This window comes from Baekduia sp. Peel2402, from assembly GCF_052567285.1.
The window spans coordinates 1,379,650-1,394,639 of sequence record NZ_CP199582.1; the positions used below are offsets into that span (position 1 = coordinate 1,379,650).

Here is a 14,990-nt window from a genome sequence, read left to right on the forward strand (position 1 = left end):
CGCGGAGTATGCCGGCGCTTGACTTCAACCGCAGTTGAACCCCCACGATGCGACGGGTGCACGCCATCCGCCTTCACGCGTTCGGCCCGGCCGAGAACCTCCGCTACGAGGAGGTCCCCGACCTCGTGCCCGGTCCCGGCGAGGTCCGGATCGCGGTCGAGGCCGCGGGCGTGCACCTGATCGACACCATGATCCGCCGTGGTGTCGCGATGGGCCCCATCCCCCTCCCCAGCCTGCCCGCAATCCCCGGCCGAGAGGTCGCGGGCAGGGTCGACGCGGTGGGCGACGGCGTGGAGGCGACCTGGGTCGGTCGCCGCGCCGTCGCCCACTTCGGGCCGCACGGCAGCGGCGGCTACGCCGAGCAGGCGACCGTCGCCGCCACGCGGCTGCACGCGCTCGAGGAGGACGGCCTCAGCGCCGAGGACGCGGTGACCGCGATCGGCACCGGCCGGACCGCGCAGCTGATCCTGGACGCGGCGGCGATCGGACCGGACGACGTCGTCCTGATCCCCTCCGCCGCGGGCGGTCTGGGCCCGCTGCTCGTGCAGGCCGCGCGCGCGGCGGGCGCGGAGGTCGTCGCCGTGGCGGGCGGCCCGGAGAAGGTCGTGCTGGCGCAGTCGTTCGGGCCGTCGGTGGCGCTCGACCACCGCGACCCGGAGTGGCCCGCGCGCGTGCCGGAGGGGCTCACCGTCGTGCTCGACTCCGTCGGCGGCGACTTCGGCGCGCTCGCCCTCGAACGCGTCGTGCCCGGGGGCCGCGCGGTCGTCATCGGCGGGCCAGCGGGCCCAGGGTCGGCCCGCGACGACATCAAGCTCGTCCCGCTCGCGCCGCCCAGCAACATCCGCCCCCTCGAACAGCGCGCCCTCGCCGCCTTCGCCACCGGCGCGCTGCGCCCGAACCTCCACCCCGCCTTCCCGCTCGCGAACGCCGCCGCGGCCCATGCCGCGCTGGAGTCCCGCGCGACCGCGGGCAAGGTGGTGTTGAAGCCCTAAGCGGGCAGCGCGAGGACGGCGAAGTGCATCGTGATGAGCCGCTCGCCGACCGGCGGCACCGCCGCCGCGCCCGCGCGCAGCGCCCACTTCACGTCGCCCTTGAGCCGCGCCTGCGCGGTCTGGGCCCCGAAGCGGTGCACCTCGCGCGGCAGCGGGTCCAGCACCTCGGCCGCCACCCGCCCGCCGCAGTCGCGCACGAGTGAGCGAATCGCCCTCCGCGAGAAGCTGTGCAGATGGCCGACACCTTCGCTGGCCGCCCGCGCCGCCGGCCGCCGCGCGCTGAGGTTCGCCTCCAGCGGGACCTCGATCACGACCGCACGGCCCACGCGCAGCATCTCGCGCGTCAGCGGCGCCGGGTCCGGCACGTGCTCGAGCACGTGCGTGGCGATCACCAAGTCATAGGCATCGTCAACGTCCGGCAGCGTCGCGCCGTCGAAGACCCGCGCCTCGTCGACCTCCGCTCGCTCAGCGGTCAGTCGAACGCCGGTCGAGGAGATCTCGTAGCCGACCCGCCGTGCGCCGAAGCCGCGCCGCCCCAGCACGCCGAGCACCGCGCCGTCACCGCAACCGACCTCGCAGACCGTCTCCGGCGCGGCCAGCCCCGCGCGCGCCACGAGCGCCGCGACGTGATCGGCCTTGCCCTCCGCGCCCAGTTCCCGCCAGCGGCGGTACTTCTCGCCGTCAGCGCCGGGCGAGTAGCAGTCCTCGTAGAAGTCCTGGATGTCGTCGTCGGCGAGGCGGGCCATAGGGCGCCTCTGATGCTGTCAGGTTCCCGGCTGCGCCGGCTGGTCGGTCGCCACCGCGCCCAGCGCCGTCCGCAGCCAGGCGCGCTCGGACTCGTCCGCCACGCGCATCCGCCGCTCGATCCACTCCGTCACCTGCCGGCGCGCGCCGACCACCAGCACCGACCCGCACAGCGCGTAGCGCCCGTCGCCGAGCACCACGAGCGAGCCGGGCGCGTCACGGCGCAGGCGCAGCAGGTCGATGACCTCCTGGCCGGAGATCGCGGTCGGCCGCGTCGCGTCGCCGTCGCCCTCGGTCCACGGCCGCGCCGTGAAGATCGACGACGCGCTGCGCACCGTGCGCGCCGGGCGCGCCCGCGGCCCGATCGGCCCGGTCCGCCACGATGACGTCAAGGACACCAACTGCCGCGACGTCTCCTCGCGGTAGAGCACGTGGAGCCGGTCGCCGGCCTGCACGCGCGTCGAGCCGCGCGGCGGGATCGCCTGCCCCTCACGCACGATCACGTTGATGACCGCCTCGCGCGGCAGGCCCAGGTCGCGGACCGCCAGCCCCACGATCGCGTCGTCGGGCGCGACCGGGAACTCCAGCACCTCCGCGCCCAGCCGCCGGATCGTCCCCGACTCCGCCAGCGGCCGCGGCAGCGCCGGGTCGTCGGTCGTCACGCCGAGGCGCTTGGCCAGCGGCTCGAACGTCGTGCCCTGCAGGATCGTGGACAGCAAGACCACGAAGAACACGATGTTGAAGAACTCGTGCGAGCGCGGGATGCCGTCGATGACCGGGAACGTCGCCAGCACGACCGGCACCGCGCCCTTCAGACCCGCCCAGCCGAGCACGGTCTGCTCGCGCCAGTTGAACCCGAACGGCGCCGTGCACAAGACGGTCGCGATCGGGCGCGCGAGGAACACGAGCACGAGCGCCAGCACCGTGCCCTCGAACGCCACCCCGCCGAGGTCGGATGGGAAGATCAGCAGCCCGAGCACCAGGAACATGGACAGCTGAGCGACCCACGCCATGCCCTCGTGGAACGTCGCGATCGTCTGCTTGGCCGGGATCGTCGCCGTGCCGAGGCTCAGCCCCACCAGGTAGACCGCCAGGAACCCAGAGCCGTGCGCGACGTCGGCGATGCCGAACGCGAGCGCGACCGAGGCGAGCGTCGCGACCGGGTAGAGCCCAGCGGTCGTCAACCGCGCCTCGCGCAGCGCGAACGAGAACACGTAGCCGACCGCAACGCCGACCACCGCGCCGATCGCCAACTGCTGGGCGAACAACCCGATGAAGTCGAGCAGGCCGTAGTCGGGGTTCTGCAGGTGGTGGATGAACCCGAGCACCAGCAGGACCGCGACCGGGTCGTTGAGCCCCGACTCGCCCTCCAACGTTCGCGCCAAGCGCCGGCGCAGCGTCGACCCGCGCAGCAGCGCGAAGATCGCCGCGCCGTCGGTGCCGGCGACGATCGCGCCGACCAGCAGGCCCTCGGTGGTCGAGAAGTCGAACAGCCACGCCGCGACCAGGCCGGTGACGACCGCCGTCACGACCGTCCCGACGATCGCCAGCGCCAGCGCCGGCGCAAGGACCGGGCGGATCTCCGGCAGGCCCGCGGCAAGACCACCCTCGAAGAGGATCAACGTCAGCGCGACGATGCCGACGGTGCGCGCGACCTCATAGTCGTTGAAGTCGATCCAGCCGGTGCCATCGCTGCCGACGAGCATGCCGACGCCGAGGAACAGGACCAGTCCGGGGACGCGGACGCGGCTGGCGACGAGCGACGCCAACAGGCCCGCGGACAGCAGCGCGCCCACGATGAGGATGCGCTCGCCGTCGTGCACCTCGACACCCTTTCACACGGCCCTCTGGGTCCAACACCCATTTGATCGCCGTTCGACAACCGGGCAGGTCGATTTTGGACGCCTTCGTGGCGATCGGCACTTGACTTCCGTCCGCGAGCGGGCGTAGATTCGCGCCCGCCGCCCAGAAGGACGGCCCACCACACCTTTCGGAGAGGGACTGCACGCGCAATGGCCAACCTGGACGCCGCGGCGATCGCATCTAGCGACGAGCAGCGGCTTGCGGAGCTGGGGTACAAGCAGGAACTGGATCGGAGCTGGAGCGGCTTCCAGAACTTCGCGATCTCGTTCACGATCATCTCGATCCTGGCCGGGTGCTTCACCACCTACGGCCAGGCCTGGAACAACGGCGGCCCCGTCGCGATCTCGTGGGGCTGGCCGCTGATCTCGATCCCGATCCTGATCATCGGCTTCTGCATGTCGGAACTGGTGTCGGCCTACCCGACGGCCGGCGGCATCTACTGGTGGGCCGCCAAGCTCGGCGGCGCCGGCTGGGGCTGGTTCACGGGCTGGTTCAACCTCATCGGGTTGATCGCCGTGTGCGCGTCGGTGGACTTCGGCGCGGCCACGTTCATGAACACCGTGTTCGGGTTGTATGACTTCAACCTGTTCAACGGAGCCTCGTCGGACGCGGCCGCCTTCCAGCACGGGACGTTCTTCCTGTTCTTGGTGATCATCGCCTTCCACGCGGCGGTCAACATCCTGGGCAGTCACCTCGTGGCGACGTTCAACTCGATCTCGGTCTGGTGGCACGTCGCGGGCGTCGCGATCATCATCGCGGTGCTGATCATCGTCCCGGACCACCACGCGTCCGCCGACTTCGTCTTCACCGAGCGCTTCAACAACTCGGGCTTCGGCGGCGGGATGTACTGGTTCTACGTGCTGCCGCTCGGCTTCCTGCTGACGCAGTACACGATCACCGGCTTCGACTCCTGCGCGCACATCTCCGAGGAGACCCACGGCGCGGCCGACGCGGCCGCCAAGGGCGTGTGGCGGTCGATCTTCTACAGCGCGGTGATCGGCTGGTTCCTGCTGTTGGCCTTCACGTTCGCGGCGTCGGACGCCAAGGGCATCACGGAGGCGGGCGGCAGCTCGATTGCGGTCTTCGAGTCCGCGATGGGCTCGGGCGGTTGGACGAAGGTCATCCTGATCATCTCGACGGTCGGCCAGGTCTTCTGCGGCGCGGCCTGCCTCACCAGCGCCTCGCGCATGTGCTACGCCTTCTCGCGTGACGGCGCGATCCCGGGCTGGCGGATCTGGAGCAAGGTCAACGACCGCAAGATGCCAGTCAACGCCGTGCTCTTCATGGTCGGCTGCGCGATCCTCCTGACGATCCCGGCGTACTTCCCGAACGAGGCCGGCATCCCGGTCGCGTTCTACGCCATCGTGTCGGTCGCGGTCATCGGGCTGTACATCGCCTACGTGATCCCGATCTACCTGCGCTGGCGCATGGGCGACGAGTTCCAGACCGGCCCGTGGAACCTCGGTAGCAAGTACAAGTGGATGAACCCGTTCGCGGTGGTGTGGGTCGCGATCATCACCATCATCTTCATCCTGCCGACGACGCCCGCGGGCGTGCCGTGGCGCGACGAGTTCGACTGGAGCGCGGTCAACTACGCGCCGCTGGTCACCGGCGGCATCATCCTCGCGGTCGGCCTGTGGTGGGTGCTCGGGGCTAAGAACACGTTCACCGGCCCGCGGATCACGGTTGCCGAGCTGGACGCGGAGCTGGGTGAGGAGCACAAGCCCGGCGACCTGGGCGGCCCGGGCGGGCCGACCTCGGCCCCCGCCGGAGTCTGACGGGTGCCGGAAGAGACCCTCGAGGTCCTGGAGCCCGCCACCGAGCAGATCCTGGACACGATCCCCCGCGGCGGCGTCGACGAGGTCGACGCCGCCGTGGCGTCGGCCAAGGCGGCGTTCCCGGCGTGGCGCGCGGTCGCTCCGAGCGACCGCGCGCGGCTGTTGCGCCGGGTGGTGTCGGTCATGGAGTCGGCTCACGAGGAGCTGGCCGTGCTGGAGGCCCGCAACGCGGGCAAGCCGATCGGGTCGGCGCGCGGCGAGATCGGGATGGCGATCGAGACGTTCCGCTACTTCAGCGGGGCGCCGGAGCGGCCTATCGGCGAGACGATCCCGGTGGCGGGCGGGTTGGTCTTCACCGTCCGGGAGCCCGTCGGCGTCGTGGGGCTGATCACGCCGTGGAACTTCCCGCTGGCGATCGCGTCGTGGAAGATGGCGCCGGCGCTGGCGGCGGGCAACACGGTGGTGTTGAAGCCGGCGGAGCTGACGCCGCTCACCGCGCTGCGGTTCGCGGAGCTGGCGCTGGAGGCGGGGCTCCCGGAGGGCGTGGTCAACGTCGTCGCGGGGCCGGGGCGCTCGTGTGGCTCGCGTTTGGTGGAGCACCCGGACGTCGCCAAGATCGCGTTCACGGGCTCAACCGAGGTGGGTCGCTCGATCGCGGCGGGCGCGTCGGAGACGATCAAGCGCGTCACGCTGGAGCTGGGCGGCAAGTCGGCGAACGTGGTGTTCGCGGATGCCGATGTGGCCGCCGCCGCGGCGGCGGCGCCGTGGGCCGTCTTCGACAACGCGGGCCAGGACTGCTGCGCACGGTCGCGGATCTTGGTGGAGCGCTCGGCCGTGGACGACTTCCTGTCGGAGCTGAAGGGCGCGGTCGAGGCGATCCGCGTCGGCGATCCTCTGGATCCCGCGACCGAGATGGGGCCCTTGATCAGCGCGGGGCAGCGCTCTTCGGTCGCCGCGTTCGTGGACGGCGGCGCCGAGGTCGCGATCCAGGGCAGCGTCCCGGACGGCCCCGGCTACTGGTTCCCGCCCACGGTCCTGTGGCCGGTCGCCGAGGACCACCCCGCCGCCGTGGACGAGATCTTCGGCCCGGTCGCCGTCGTCATCCCTTTCGACTCTGAAGATGATGCGATCGCCAAGGCCAACGACACCATCTACGGGTTGAGCGGCTCGGTGTGGACCCGCGACGGCGCCAAGGCGCTGCGCGTCGCCCGGGCGCTCGAATCCGGCAACCTGTCCATCAACTCCAACAGCTCGGTGCGGGTGACGACGCCGTTCGGCGGGTTCAAGCAGTCGGGGTACGGGCGCGAGCTCGGGCCGCATGCAACCGACGCCTACACCGAAGTGAAGACCATTTACATGAACACGGAAGGGAAGTAAGTGCCGGGTCGTCTCGAAGGCAAGGTCGCGGTCGTCACCGGAGCGTCGGGAGGCATCGGCGCTGCCACGGTGGAGGCCTTCCAGCGCGAAGGCGCGAAGGTCGTCGGCATCGATCTGTTGGAGGGCGCGCCCGGCGACCTCGCGCTGGCGGTCGACGTGACCGAGGAGTTCGCCGTTCAGCAGATGTACCAGCAGGTCGCCGAGCAGTTCGGCCGCATCGACATCCTGTTCAACAACGCCGGCATCTCGCCCGACGACGACACCTCCGTGTTGGACACCACCTACGAGGCCTACCAGCGCGTCCAGGACGTCAACCTCAAGTCGGTGTTCTTCTGCTGCAAGCACGGCATCCCGCACCTGCTGAAGAACGACCCGCCCGCCCGCGGCTCCGTGATCAACACCGCCTCGTTCGTCGCGATCATGGGCGCCGCCACCTCGCAGATCTCCTACACCGCCTCCAAGGGCGGTGTGCTGGCGCTGTCCCGCGAGCTCGGCGTCGAGTTCGCCCGCCGCGGCGTCCGCGTCAACGCGTTGTGCCCCGGTCCCGTCGACACGCCGCTCCTCCAGGAGCTCTTCGCCAAGGACCCCGCCCGCGCCGCGCGTCGCCTCATCCACGTCCCCATGGGCCGCTTCGGCAAAGCCTCCGAGATCGCCAGCGGCGTCGTCTTCCTGGCGAGCGACGAGTCGTCGTTCATGACCGCGTCGACGTTCCTGATCGACGGCGGCATCTCGGGCGCGTACGTGACGCCCGAGTAGGGGCATCGACTTCCCCCACGCGGCGATGAGCGGCCCAGTTAGGGTCGCCCATCATGGCCGCGTCCAAACCGCCGCCCGCCCACCCCGACCCGCCGCTGTCGTGCGACATCGTCATGAAGGGCGGGATCACCAGCGGCGTGGTCTACCCGGGCGCCGCCGTCGAGCTGGCCGCGCGCTACCGCTTCCGTGCGATCGGCGGGACGTCGGCGGGCGCGATCGCGGCGGCGATCGTGGCCGCGGCCGAGCACCGGCGCCAGCACGATTCGACCTCCGGGTTCCAGGCTCTCGGCGAGCTCGCCGACGAGCTGGCGGGCCCGGACGGCGGGCAGCCGCTGCTCTTGAAGCTCTTCCAACCGGATCCCGCGACGAAGCCGCTGTTCGACGTGATGATGGCCTTCATGAAGCACAAGCGGACCGCTGCGTTCCGCATGCTCGGGATCTTCCCGCGGTTCCCGGCGCTCGGCGCGCTGATCGCGGTGGCGTGCGGCGCGCTGCTGGCCTTCGCGGGGCTCTCGCCGTGGGTGGGCCTGCCCGCGATCGGCGCGGCGCTCGTCCTGCTGGCGGTCGGGCTCGCGACCGACGTCCTCCGAGCCGTGCTGGCGCTGCCCGCCAACGGCTTCGGGGTGTGCACGCTCGGGCCAGGCGGTACGGGGCCCGGCCCGGCGCTGACCGCCTGGCTGCACGAGAAGATCCAAGAGATCGCAGGCTGCACGGACGAGGACGCGCCGCTCACCTTCGCCGACCTCTGGGGCGTGGACGAGACCGACGACCTCGCGCTCCGCCACCAGCTGCTGCTCGCTCGCAGCTGGGATCCCGGGCTGCGCGACGTCGACCTGCAGATGATGACCACGGACCTCACGCACGGACGGCCGTGGCGTCTCCCGGCGCCGTTCCAGCGTCATGAGGACCGGCTGGAGTTCGGCGGCGAGCTGCTGTTCAAGCCGGCCGAGCTGCGGCGGTTCTTCCCGCGGGAGGTCGTCGACTACATGGAGAACTGCGGGAGGCCGATCAGCGAGGACCGTGCCCGGCACCTGCCCGATCACGGGCGTGACTTCCGGCGGTTCCCGATCGGGCCTGACCTGCCGGTGCTGGTCGCGACGCGGATGAGCCTCAGCTTCCCGGGGCTGATCTGCGCGATCCCATTGTGGAACCTGGACTACGCGGCCGACGGCCGTCATCCGCGGCTGGAGCGCGTGCTGTTCTCCGATGGCGGGATCACCTCGAACTTCCCGGTCCACTTCTTCGACGCGCCGCTGCCGCGCCGCCCCACCTTCGGGTTGCACCTCACCACGTTCCCCGAGGGTGAACAGCCCCCGGACGGGGTTGAGAACCAGGGGACGGCGATCGTCCCGCCCGTGCCGCCCGCGCGACCCGCACCCGAAGAGCCGCGGACGATCGAGTCGCTCGGCCAGTTCCTCGTCGCGATCAAGGACGCCATGCAGAACTGGCGCGACAACACCCAGGCGCGTCAGCCCGGGTTCCGCGACCGCATGGTCCACATCCGCCTCGGCGCCGGCGAGGGCGGCATGACGTTGACCATGAACCGCAAGAAGGTCCTCGAGCTGAGCGCGCGTGGCGGTGAGGCGGCGAAGGTGCTCGCCGACCTCTTCGCGGTTCCGAGCGCCGCCGCCGACACGCGCTGGAACCAGCACCGTCTCGTCCGCTTCCGGATCGCTGCCGCCGCGACCGAGCAGACATTGGCGTCCTTCTCCGGCGCCTACGAGGATCCCGCCCCTGGGGACGGCATCTCGATGCCCTACCTCGAACGCGTCGATCTGGCCCGCCCCGGCGTCACCGGCATCGGCCCGTACTGCTTCAAGAGCAAGGCGCAGCTGCGCCGCGCGCAGAACGAGGCCCATGCCTACCGCCGCCAGCCACCGGAGCTCTACAGCCAATCCCTGGACAACGGCGCGCCCCGGCCGCCCTCGGTCCTGCGGATCGTGCCGCCGACATGAGCCTCGGCGATCCACTCGCTTTCGCCTCCTGCGCCGAACTGGGCGCGGTGCTCGCAGTCTCCACGGGCTGGGCGGCGTACGTCTGGCGGTTGTTCCCGAACCTGAGCACGCCCGATGTCGCCCCAGCAGGGATCTTCAGCCTGCAGTTCGCGCTGACGCGCGGGCGGGCGTCAGCGATCGTCGGTCGGTGGAAGCAGGAGCGCCGGATCGGCGCAGCGTGCCGCTCGCTGTGGCTCGACCTGGCGTTCATCGCGCTCTACGCCGCCGCTTGCGCGTGCGCGGTGGTGCTGACCGGCCGCGCGACCGGCGCGAGCGGGCTGATCCCGGTGACCCACGGCGAGACGGTCTCGGCGGTGGGTGCCGCGCTGGTGGCGGTCGCCGCGACGTGCGACCTCCTCGAGAACGTGGGGTTGGCGCTGACGCTGCGGGGACAAGGCGGACGCGTGGCTGCGCCGATCACCGCGGTGGCAGCCGGAATCAAGTGCTTCATCTTGGCCTGCTTGGCGATCGGGGTGCTGGACCTGCTGATCGCCAGCGCGGCCAGCACGCCGCGCTGAGGCCTAGACCGCCAGCAGCGCGCGCAGCGGCTTCGGCGGCAGCGGGTCCGCCGCGAGGATCTCGGCAGACAGCGCGCGCAGGACCGCGAGGCGGCGGTCGGGATGGAGTGAGAAGGCGTACTCCTGGGTGGACTCGTGGCCGCCTTCGACGCCGAGGTGCTCGCGGTGGGCGGCGGTGGCGACGCGGGAGAGGACGAGGCCGAGGATGTAGGCGTCGAGGTCTTCGACGGCGACCTCGATGGGGCCGTCGCCTTCGCCGCCGTTCTCCGAGCCGGGGCCGTAGGAGGCGACGATGCGGGGCTCGTTCGACAGCAGCTCGGCGGCGTCGCGGATCGGGCCGCCTTGGGAGCCGTTGGAACCGCCGCCGTTGCCGGACGACGAATCCCAGTCGCGCTGGTCGGCGTCCTGGTCCTTGGCGATGCCCTTCTCGCGGTTGGCCGCCCAGCGGGCCTCGTCGAGCTTCCTCGACTCCTCCTCGTAATTCTTCGGCTTGGGCGGCACGTAACCGACGCCGAGCTTCAGCGCGCCACCGGAGATCTCGCCGGCCGCGTGCTGCTCGACCAACTCGGAAGCCTCCTCAGCGGAGACGTCGCCGCGCGCGATCCCGCGGCGGACGATGTCGGCGACCGTGAACGACAAGTCGCCCTGCTGGACGCGCTCGACCACGTTCTCCGGCAGGTCCAACAGCTTCAGCGACTTGCGCGTCCAGGTCAGCGGCGCGCCGACCATCCGCGAGACCTCGGCCGCCGTCAGCGACGGGTCCTCGGCCATGATCGCCCGCGCGGCGCGCGCGAACTGCACCGGCTCCGGCTTGGCCTGATGGAAGTTCTCGGCGAACTGCATCGTCAGGGCCTCGCGCTTGGAGATCCCCTCGATCAGCGTGAAGCGCCACTCGCGCGGCTCCTCGGCCTCGTCCAGCAGCGTCATCGCCCCGAAGCGCCGGCGCCCCGCCAGCAGCTCGTAGGGCACGTCGTCCTCGCCCGTGGCGCGCACCAGCGGCGGGTGCAGCAGCCCGGTCTCCTTGATCGACACCGCCAGGTCATGCAGGTCCGGGAGCTGCCCGACGCGCATGTTGACCATCGTGCGCACCTGCGACAGCGGCACCTCGACCGTCGAGTGCGCCTTGGCCGCGGTGTCGCTCAGCGGCGCCCTCTGGAGATCCGCGGTGGCCTCTTCCCGCGCGCTGCGGGCGGCCTCCTCGCGCATCTGCGCGACATCTTCTTCAGCGTCTTGGAGCTTGTCGACCTGGGACATGAGCTGCCGGATGCAAGCACACCCTCCGGCCGTCTCGCAGGACTCGTCCCGCAACGAGCGGGAATCTCCGCCGGCTAGACGCCGGGCTAGATCTCGTCCGTGTGCCGCGTCACGCCGTAGCCCGCCTCGCGGACCGCCGACACGACCCCGTCCGCGTGCTCGCGCGAGCGCGTCTCGATCGTCAGCTGGACGCCCGTCTCGCGCACGTGCAGGTCGATCCCCTCGCGCAGATGCGAGACCTCCACGAGGTTCGCGCCCTGCGCCGCGACGCAGTCCAGCAGCGTCGCCAGCGCGCCCGGGCGGTCCGGCACGCGTGTCAGCAGGACCATCCGGCGGCCCATCTCGGTCTCGTGGCGCCGCGCCACGGTGGCCAGCAGCCCGGCGTCGACGTTCCCGCCGCTCAGGATCACGCAGGTGGTCCCGTGGGAGGCGGCTTTCACCTCACCGCCCAGCAGCGCCGCGACGCCCACCGCGCCCGCGCCTTCGACGACCAGCTTCGCCTTCTCCATCAACATCACCATCGCTTCGGCGACCTCGTCCTCGGGCACCGTCACGACGTCGTCCAGCCACTCCCGGATCAACGCCAAGGTCAAGTCCCCCGGGCGCTTGACCGCGATCCCGTCGGCGATCGTCAACGCGCCGCCGACCGCCACCGGCGCGCCCGCCGCCAAGGACCCCGGGAACGCCGCGACCGTCTCGACCTGCACGCCGACGACCCGCACTTCCGGCCGCACGCTCTTGACCGCGATCGCGACACCAGAAGCCAACCCGCCGCCTCCGACCGGGACCACGACCGTCGACAGCGCCGGCAGATCGGCCAGCAGCTCCAACCCCAGCGTCCCCTGCCCCGCGACCACGTCCGGATCGTCGAACGGATGCACGAAGGCCATCCCGGACTCCTCGGCGCGCGCCTTCGCCGACACCAGGCAGTCGTCAACCGACGCGCCGCCCAGCACCACACGCGCACCCAACTCGGCCGCCGCCTCCAGCTTGGCGATCGGCGCGCCCTCCGGCATGAAGACCTCGCACGGCACGCCCCGGGCGCGCGCCGCGAACGCCAGCGCTTGGGCGTGGTTGCCCGCGCTCCCGCACACCACGCCGCGCGAGCACACGTCACCCAACGCGTGCAGCTTGTTCAGCGCGCCGCGGATCTTGAACGCGCCGGTGCGTTGCAGCGACTCGGCCTTCAGGACGACGTCGCCGCCGCAGCGCTCGCTCAGCGTCGCCGACGGCAGCACCGGCGTGTGCCGCGCCACATCAGCGACGGCCGCCTGTGCGCGGGCGATGTCGTCGGCGGTGACCACGCGAGCGGTCGCCGGCCTAGGCCAGCGCCACGATCGCGTCGATCTCGACCTGCGCACCGACCGGCAGCGACGCCACCCCCACCGTCGACCGCGCCGGCGGGTTCTCGGTGAAGAACTCCGAGTAGGCCGCGTTGACCTCGCCGAACGTCCCGATGTCGGTGACGTAGATCCCGCAGCGCACCGCATCGCCCAGCGACGCGCCCGCGGCCTCGCACACCGCCTGCAGGTTGCGCAGGCACTGGCGCGTGTGCTCGCCGATGTCCCCCTCGACCAGCTTCCCCGTCGCCGGATCCAGCGGCGTCTGCCCCGACAGGAACAGGAATCCGCCGGAGCGCACCGCGTGGCTGTAGGGACCAACTGCGGCGGGCGCGTTCTCGGCGTTGATCGGCTGGCGTTCGACAGACATCGTGACGGCTCTCCTTCGACGTGGGACGCCCCCGGACGCTACCGTCCGCGCCTCATGCTCGCCCGTCGCCCCCTCCGCTCCGCGTTGCTGACCGGCGCGGTCGCCACCCTCGTGTGCGCGATCGCCCCCGCCATCGCCTCAGCCGACCTCCCCTGGGCCGCTTGCCCGACCGCCGGCTTCGAGTGCTCGTCGCTCGCCGTGCCGCTCGACCGCGCGAACCCCGCCGGCGAGCAGGTCACGCTGTCGGTCTCGCGCGTGAAGGCAGCGTCCAACCCCTCCAACGTCGCGGTCGTCCCGCTGGCGGGCGGCCCTGGCCAGGCGGCGCTGCCGCTCAAGCAGACGTTCGCGTCGGTCATGCAGCCCGCGATCGCCAACCGCGACCTGCTCGTCTTCGACCAGCGCGGCACCGGCGCCTCCGGCGCGCTGTCCTGCAAGGCCCTTAGCCAGCGCGGGTCGATCGTCAAGCTCTCGGAGAGCTGCGCCAACGAGATCGGCCCCAGGCGCGGGTTCTTCCGCACGGCCGACAGCGTCCAGGACATCGAGGCCTTGCGCGTCGCCGGCGGCTACGCCAAGTTGGTGCTGTTCGGCGTCTCCTACGGCACGAAGGTCGCCGAGGACTACGCGGCGGCCTACCCGCAGAACGTCGAGGCGCTCGTGCTCGACTCGGTCGTGCTCCCGGAGGGCCCGGATCCGTTCCAGCGCTCGACGCTCGTCGGCGCCCCGCGCGTCCTGCAGGACCTCTGCGCGGGCACCGCGTGCAAGGGCGCGACCGACAACGTCACGCGCGACCTCTCCTCGATCGCCTCCAAGCTGCGCAAGAAGGCGCTGCGCGGCAAGGTCGTCCTCTCGTCCGGCAAGCGCGAGACGCTGGCGATGGGCCAGAACGACCTCGTGGCGATCCTCCTGGCGGGCGACCTGAACCCGACGCTGCGCGCCGAGCTCCCGGGCTCGATGCGTGCCGCGCTGCGCGGTGACGCGGCGCCGCTGCTGCGCCTCGCCGTCCGCTCGGAGGGCCTGACGACGGGCCTGAGCGACCTGACCGGCCACGCGGTCGACGAGGGCGGCGACTCCGACGCGCTCTTCCTGGCGACGACCTGCGAGGAGGCGCCGTTCCAGTGGACGCGCGCGGCCGGCGTCGACCAGCGCTACGACGAGGTCACCGCGGCCGCCCAGGCGATCCCGAAGGCCCAGCTCGGGCCGTTCTCGCCGGCCGCCGCCGTCCAGGGCGGGCCGATCCCGTACTGCATCGGCTGGCCGGACGCCTCCCCCGCGCCGGCCCCCTCCGCGCCGCTTCCGGCGGTCCGGACGCTCGTGCTCGACGGCCAGATGGACCTTCGCACGCCCTACGAGGACGCCGCGCAGATCGCGCAGCGGATCCCGGGCGCCGCGGTCGTCCAGGTGCCGTACACGGGACACTCGACGGTCTCCGCGGACCTGACCGAGGACAGCGCCTGCACCAAGACCGCGCTGGCCACGTTCTTCGCCGGCCAGACGCCGGGCCCGTGCGCCGCGTCGAGCAACCCGTATGCGCCGACGCGCCGGCCGCCGACGACCTTCGGGACCGTCAACGCCAAGGGCAAGCGCAACAAGACGATCCTCTCCGCGGCCTCCACGATCACCGACGCCGCGCGCCAGATGATCGGCGACGCGCTCGCGCTCGGCGCCCTGCCGCGGCACGTCGCGGGCCTGCGCGGCGGCAACGCGACGATCCACGAGGACGGGTCGTTCCGGCTCAACTCCTACCAGTACGTCAAGGGCGTGGTGGTCAGCGGGTCGGTCGACGCCAACCGCAACGCGAAGGTGACGATCCACGGCGGCGGCGCCCTGAGGGGCTCGCTGCGGCTCAGCGCGTCGGGCAAGATCACCGGGACGCTGGGCGGCAAGAAGGTCTCGATCAGCGCGTCGGCCTCGGCGGCTTCGGCGGCCGTCCGCTCGTCCGCGGACTCGCTGCCGTCGGTGAAGGACGTGTTGAAGACGCCGTCGCTGCTGGCGACGCGCTAGGTA

At 71.8% G+C, this 14,990-nt stretch carries 12 protein-coding genes; 7 read left to right on the forward strand and 5 right to left on the reverse strand.

The window, feature by feature from the left end; genetic code table 11:
• Positions 1-56: 56 nt before the first annotated feature.
• Positions 57-992 (forward strand): zinc-binding dehydrogenase, encoded by a 936-nt coding sequence (locus ACT01A_RS06800; RefSeq protein ID WP_445151486.1) that lies wholly within the window; start codon positions 57-59, stop codon positions 990-992.
• Here ACT01A_RS06800 and ACT01A_RS06805 read toward each other — a convergent pair.
• The gene (locus ACT01A_RS06805; RefSeq protein WP_445151487.1) at positions 989-1,738 is read right to left on the reverse strand and encodes a class I SAM-dependent methyltransferase; all 750 of its coding nucleotides are present in this window, start codon (positions 1,736-1,738) and stop codon (positions 989-991) included. The genes ACT01A_RS06800 and ACT01A_RS06805 overlap by 4 nt on opposite strands.
• 18 nt (positions 1,739-1,756) lie before the next feature.
• On the reverse strand, positions 1,757-3,559 hold the full coding sequence (locus ACT01A_RS06810; protein WP_445151488.1) for a potassium/proton antiporter: 1,803 nt from the start codon (positions 3,557-3,559) through the stop codon (positions 1,757-1,759).
• Between the two features lie 189 nt (positions 3,560-3,748).
• Between ACT01A_RS06810 and ACT01A_RS06815 the strand changes: the two genes are divergently transcribed.
• Genes ACT01A_RS06815 through ACT01A_RS06835 form a run of 5 tightly spaced genes read left to right on the forward strand, consistent with a single transcriptional unit; the run spans position 3,749 to position 10,022 of the window.
• On the forward strand, positions 3,749-5,377 hold the full coding sequence (locus ACT01A_RS06815) for an amino acid permease (protein ID WP_445151489.1): 1,629 nt from the start codon (positions 3,749-3,751) through the stop codon (positions 5,375-5,377).
• Between the two features lie 3 nt (positions 5,378-5,380).
• Complete coding sequence (locus ACT01A_RS06820) at positions 5,381-6,754, forward strand: aldehyde dehydrogenase family protein (RefSeq protein ID WP_445151490.1); 1,374 nt, start codon at positions 5,381-5,383, stop codon at positions 6,752-6,754.
• Positions 6,755-7,510, forward strand: a complete 756-nt coding sequence (locus tag ACT01A_RS06825) for an SDR family oxidoreductase (protein ID WP_445151491.1) — start codon at positions 6,755-6,757, stop codon at positions 7,508-7,510.
• A gap of 53 nt (positions 7,511-7,563) precedes the next feature.
• The gene (locus ACT01A_RS06830; protein WP_445151492.1) at positions 7,564-9,465 is read left to right on the forward strand and encodes a patatin-like phospholipase family protein; all 1,902 of its coding nucleotides are present in this window, start codon (positions 7,564-7,566) and stop codon (positions 9,463-9,465) included.
• Positions 9,462-10,022, forward strand: coding sequence for a hypothetical protein (locus tag ACT01A_RS06835; RefSeq protein ID WP_445151493.1), 561 nt, complete (start codon positions 9,462-9,464; stop codon positions 10,020-10,022). The genes ACT01A_RS06830 and ACT01A_RS06835 overlap by 4 nt, the downstream gene beginning before the upstream one ends.
• Before the next feature lie 3 nt (positions 10,023-10,025).
• Here ACT01A_RS06835 and ACT01A_RS06840 read toward each other — a convergent pair whose 3' ends face one another.
• The 3 genes from ACT01A_RS06840 to ACT01A_RS06850 form a co-directional block, all read right to left on the reverse strand.
• Positions 10,026-11,276, reverse strand: coding sequence for a ParB/RepB/Spo0J family partition protein (locus ACT01A_RS06840; protein ID WP_445151494.1), 1,251 nt, complete (start codon positions 11,274-11,276; stop codon positions 10,026-10,028).
• 86 nt (positions 11,277-11,362) lie between these two features.
• The gene (gene ilvA / locus ACT01A_RS06845; protein WP_445151495.1) at positions 11,363-12,580 is read right to left on the reverse strand and encodes a threonine ammonia-lyase; all 1,218 of its coding nucleotides are present in this window, start codon (positions 12,578-12,580) and stop codon (positions 11,363-11,365) included.
• Between the two features lie 16 nt (positions 12,581-12,596).
• Positions 12,597-12,986, reverse strand: coding sequence for a RidA family protein (locus ACT01A_RS06850; protein WP_445151496.1), 390 nt, complete (start codon positions 12,984-12,986; stop codon positions 12,597-12,599).
• Positions 12,987-13,040: 54 nt separating this feature from the next.
• On the opposite strand from ACT01A_RS06850, the gene ACT01A_RS06855 reads away from it, so the two are divergent.
• Complete coding sequence (locus ACT01A_RS06855) at positions 13,041-14,987, forward strand: alpha/beta fold hydrolase (RefSeq protein ID WP_445151497.1); 1,947 nt, start codon at positions 13,041-13,043, stop codon at positions 14,985-14,987.
• Positions 14,988-14,990 lie beyond the last annotated feature (3 nt).

Excerpts from the sequence above, each read along its gene's own strand:
- ACT01A_RS06850 (WP_445151496.1), bottom strand. The coding sequence starts at position 12,986 with ATGTCTGTCGAACGCCAGCCGATCAACGCCGAGAACGCGCCCGCCGCA.
- ACT01A_RS06855 (WP_445151497.1), top strand. The coding sequence starts at position 13,041 with ATGCTCGCCCGTCGCCCCCTCCGCTCCGCGTTGCTGACCGGCGCGGTC.
- ACT01A_RS06835 (WP_445151493.1), top strand. The coding sequence starts at position 9,462 with ATGAGCCTCGGCGATCCACTCGCTTTCGCCTCCTGCGCCGAACTGGGC.
- ACT01A_RS06830 (WP_445151492.1), top strand. The coding sequence starts at position 7,564 with ATGGCCGCGTCCAAACCGCCGCCCGCCCACCCCGACCCGCCGCTGTCG.
- ACT01A_RS06805 (WP_445151487.1), bottom strand. The coding sequence starts at position 1,738 with ATGGCCCGCCTCGCCGACGACGACATCCAGGACTTCTACGAGGACTGC.
- ACT01A_RS06840 (WP_445151494.1), bottom strand. The coding sequence starts at position 11,276 with ATGTCCCAGGTCGACAAGCTCCAAGACGCTGAAGAAGATGTCGCGCAG.
- ACT01A_RS06815 (WP_445151489.1), top strand. The coding sequence starts at position 3,749 with ATGGCCAACCTGGACGCCGCGGCGATCGCATCTAGCGACGAGCAGCGG.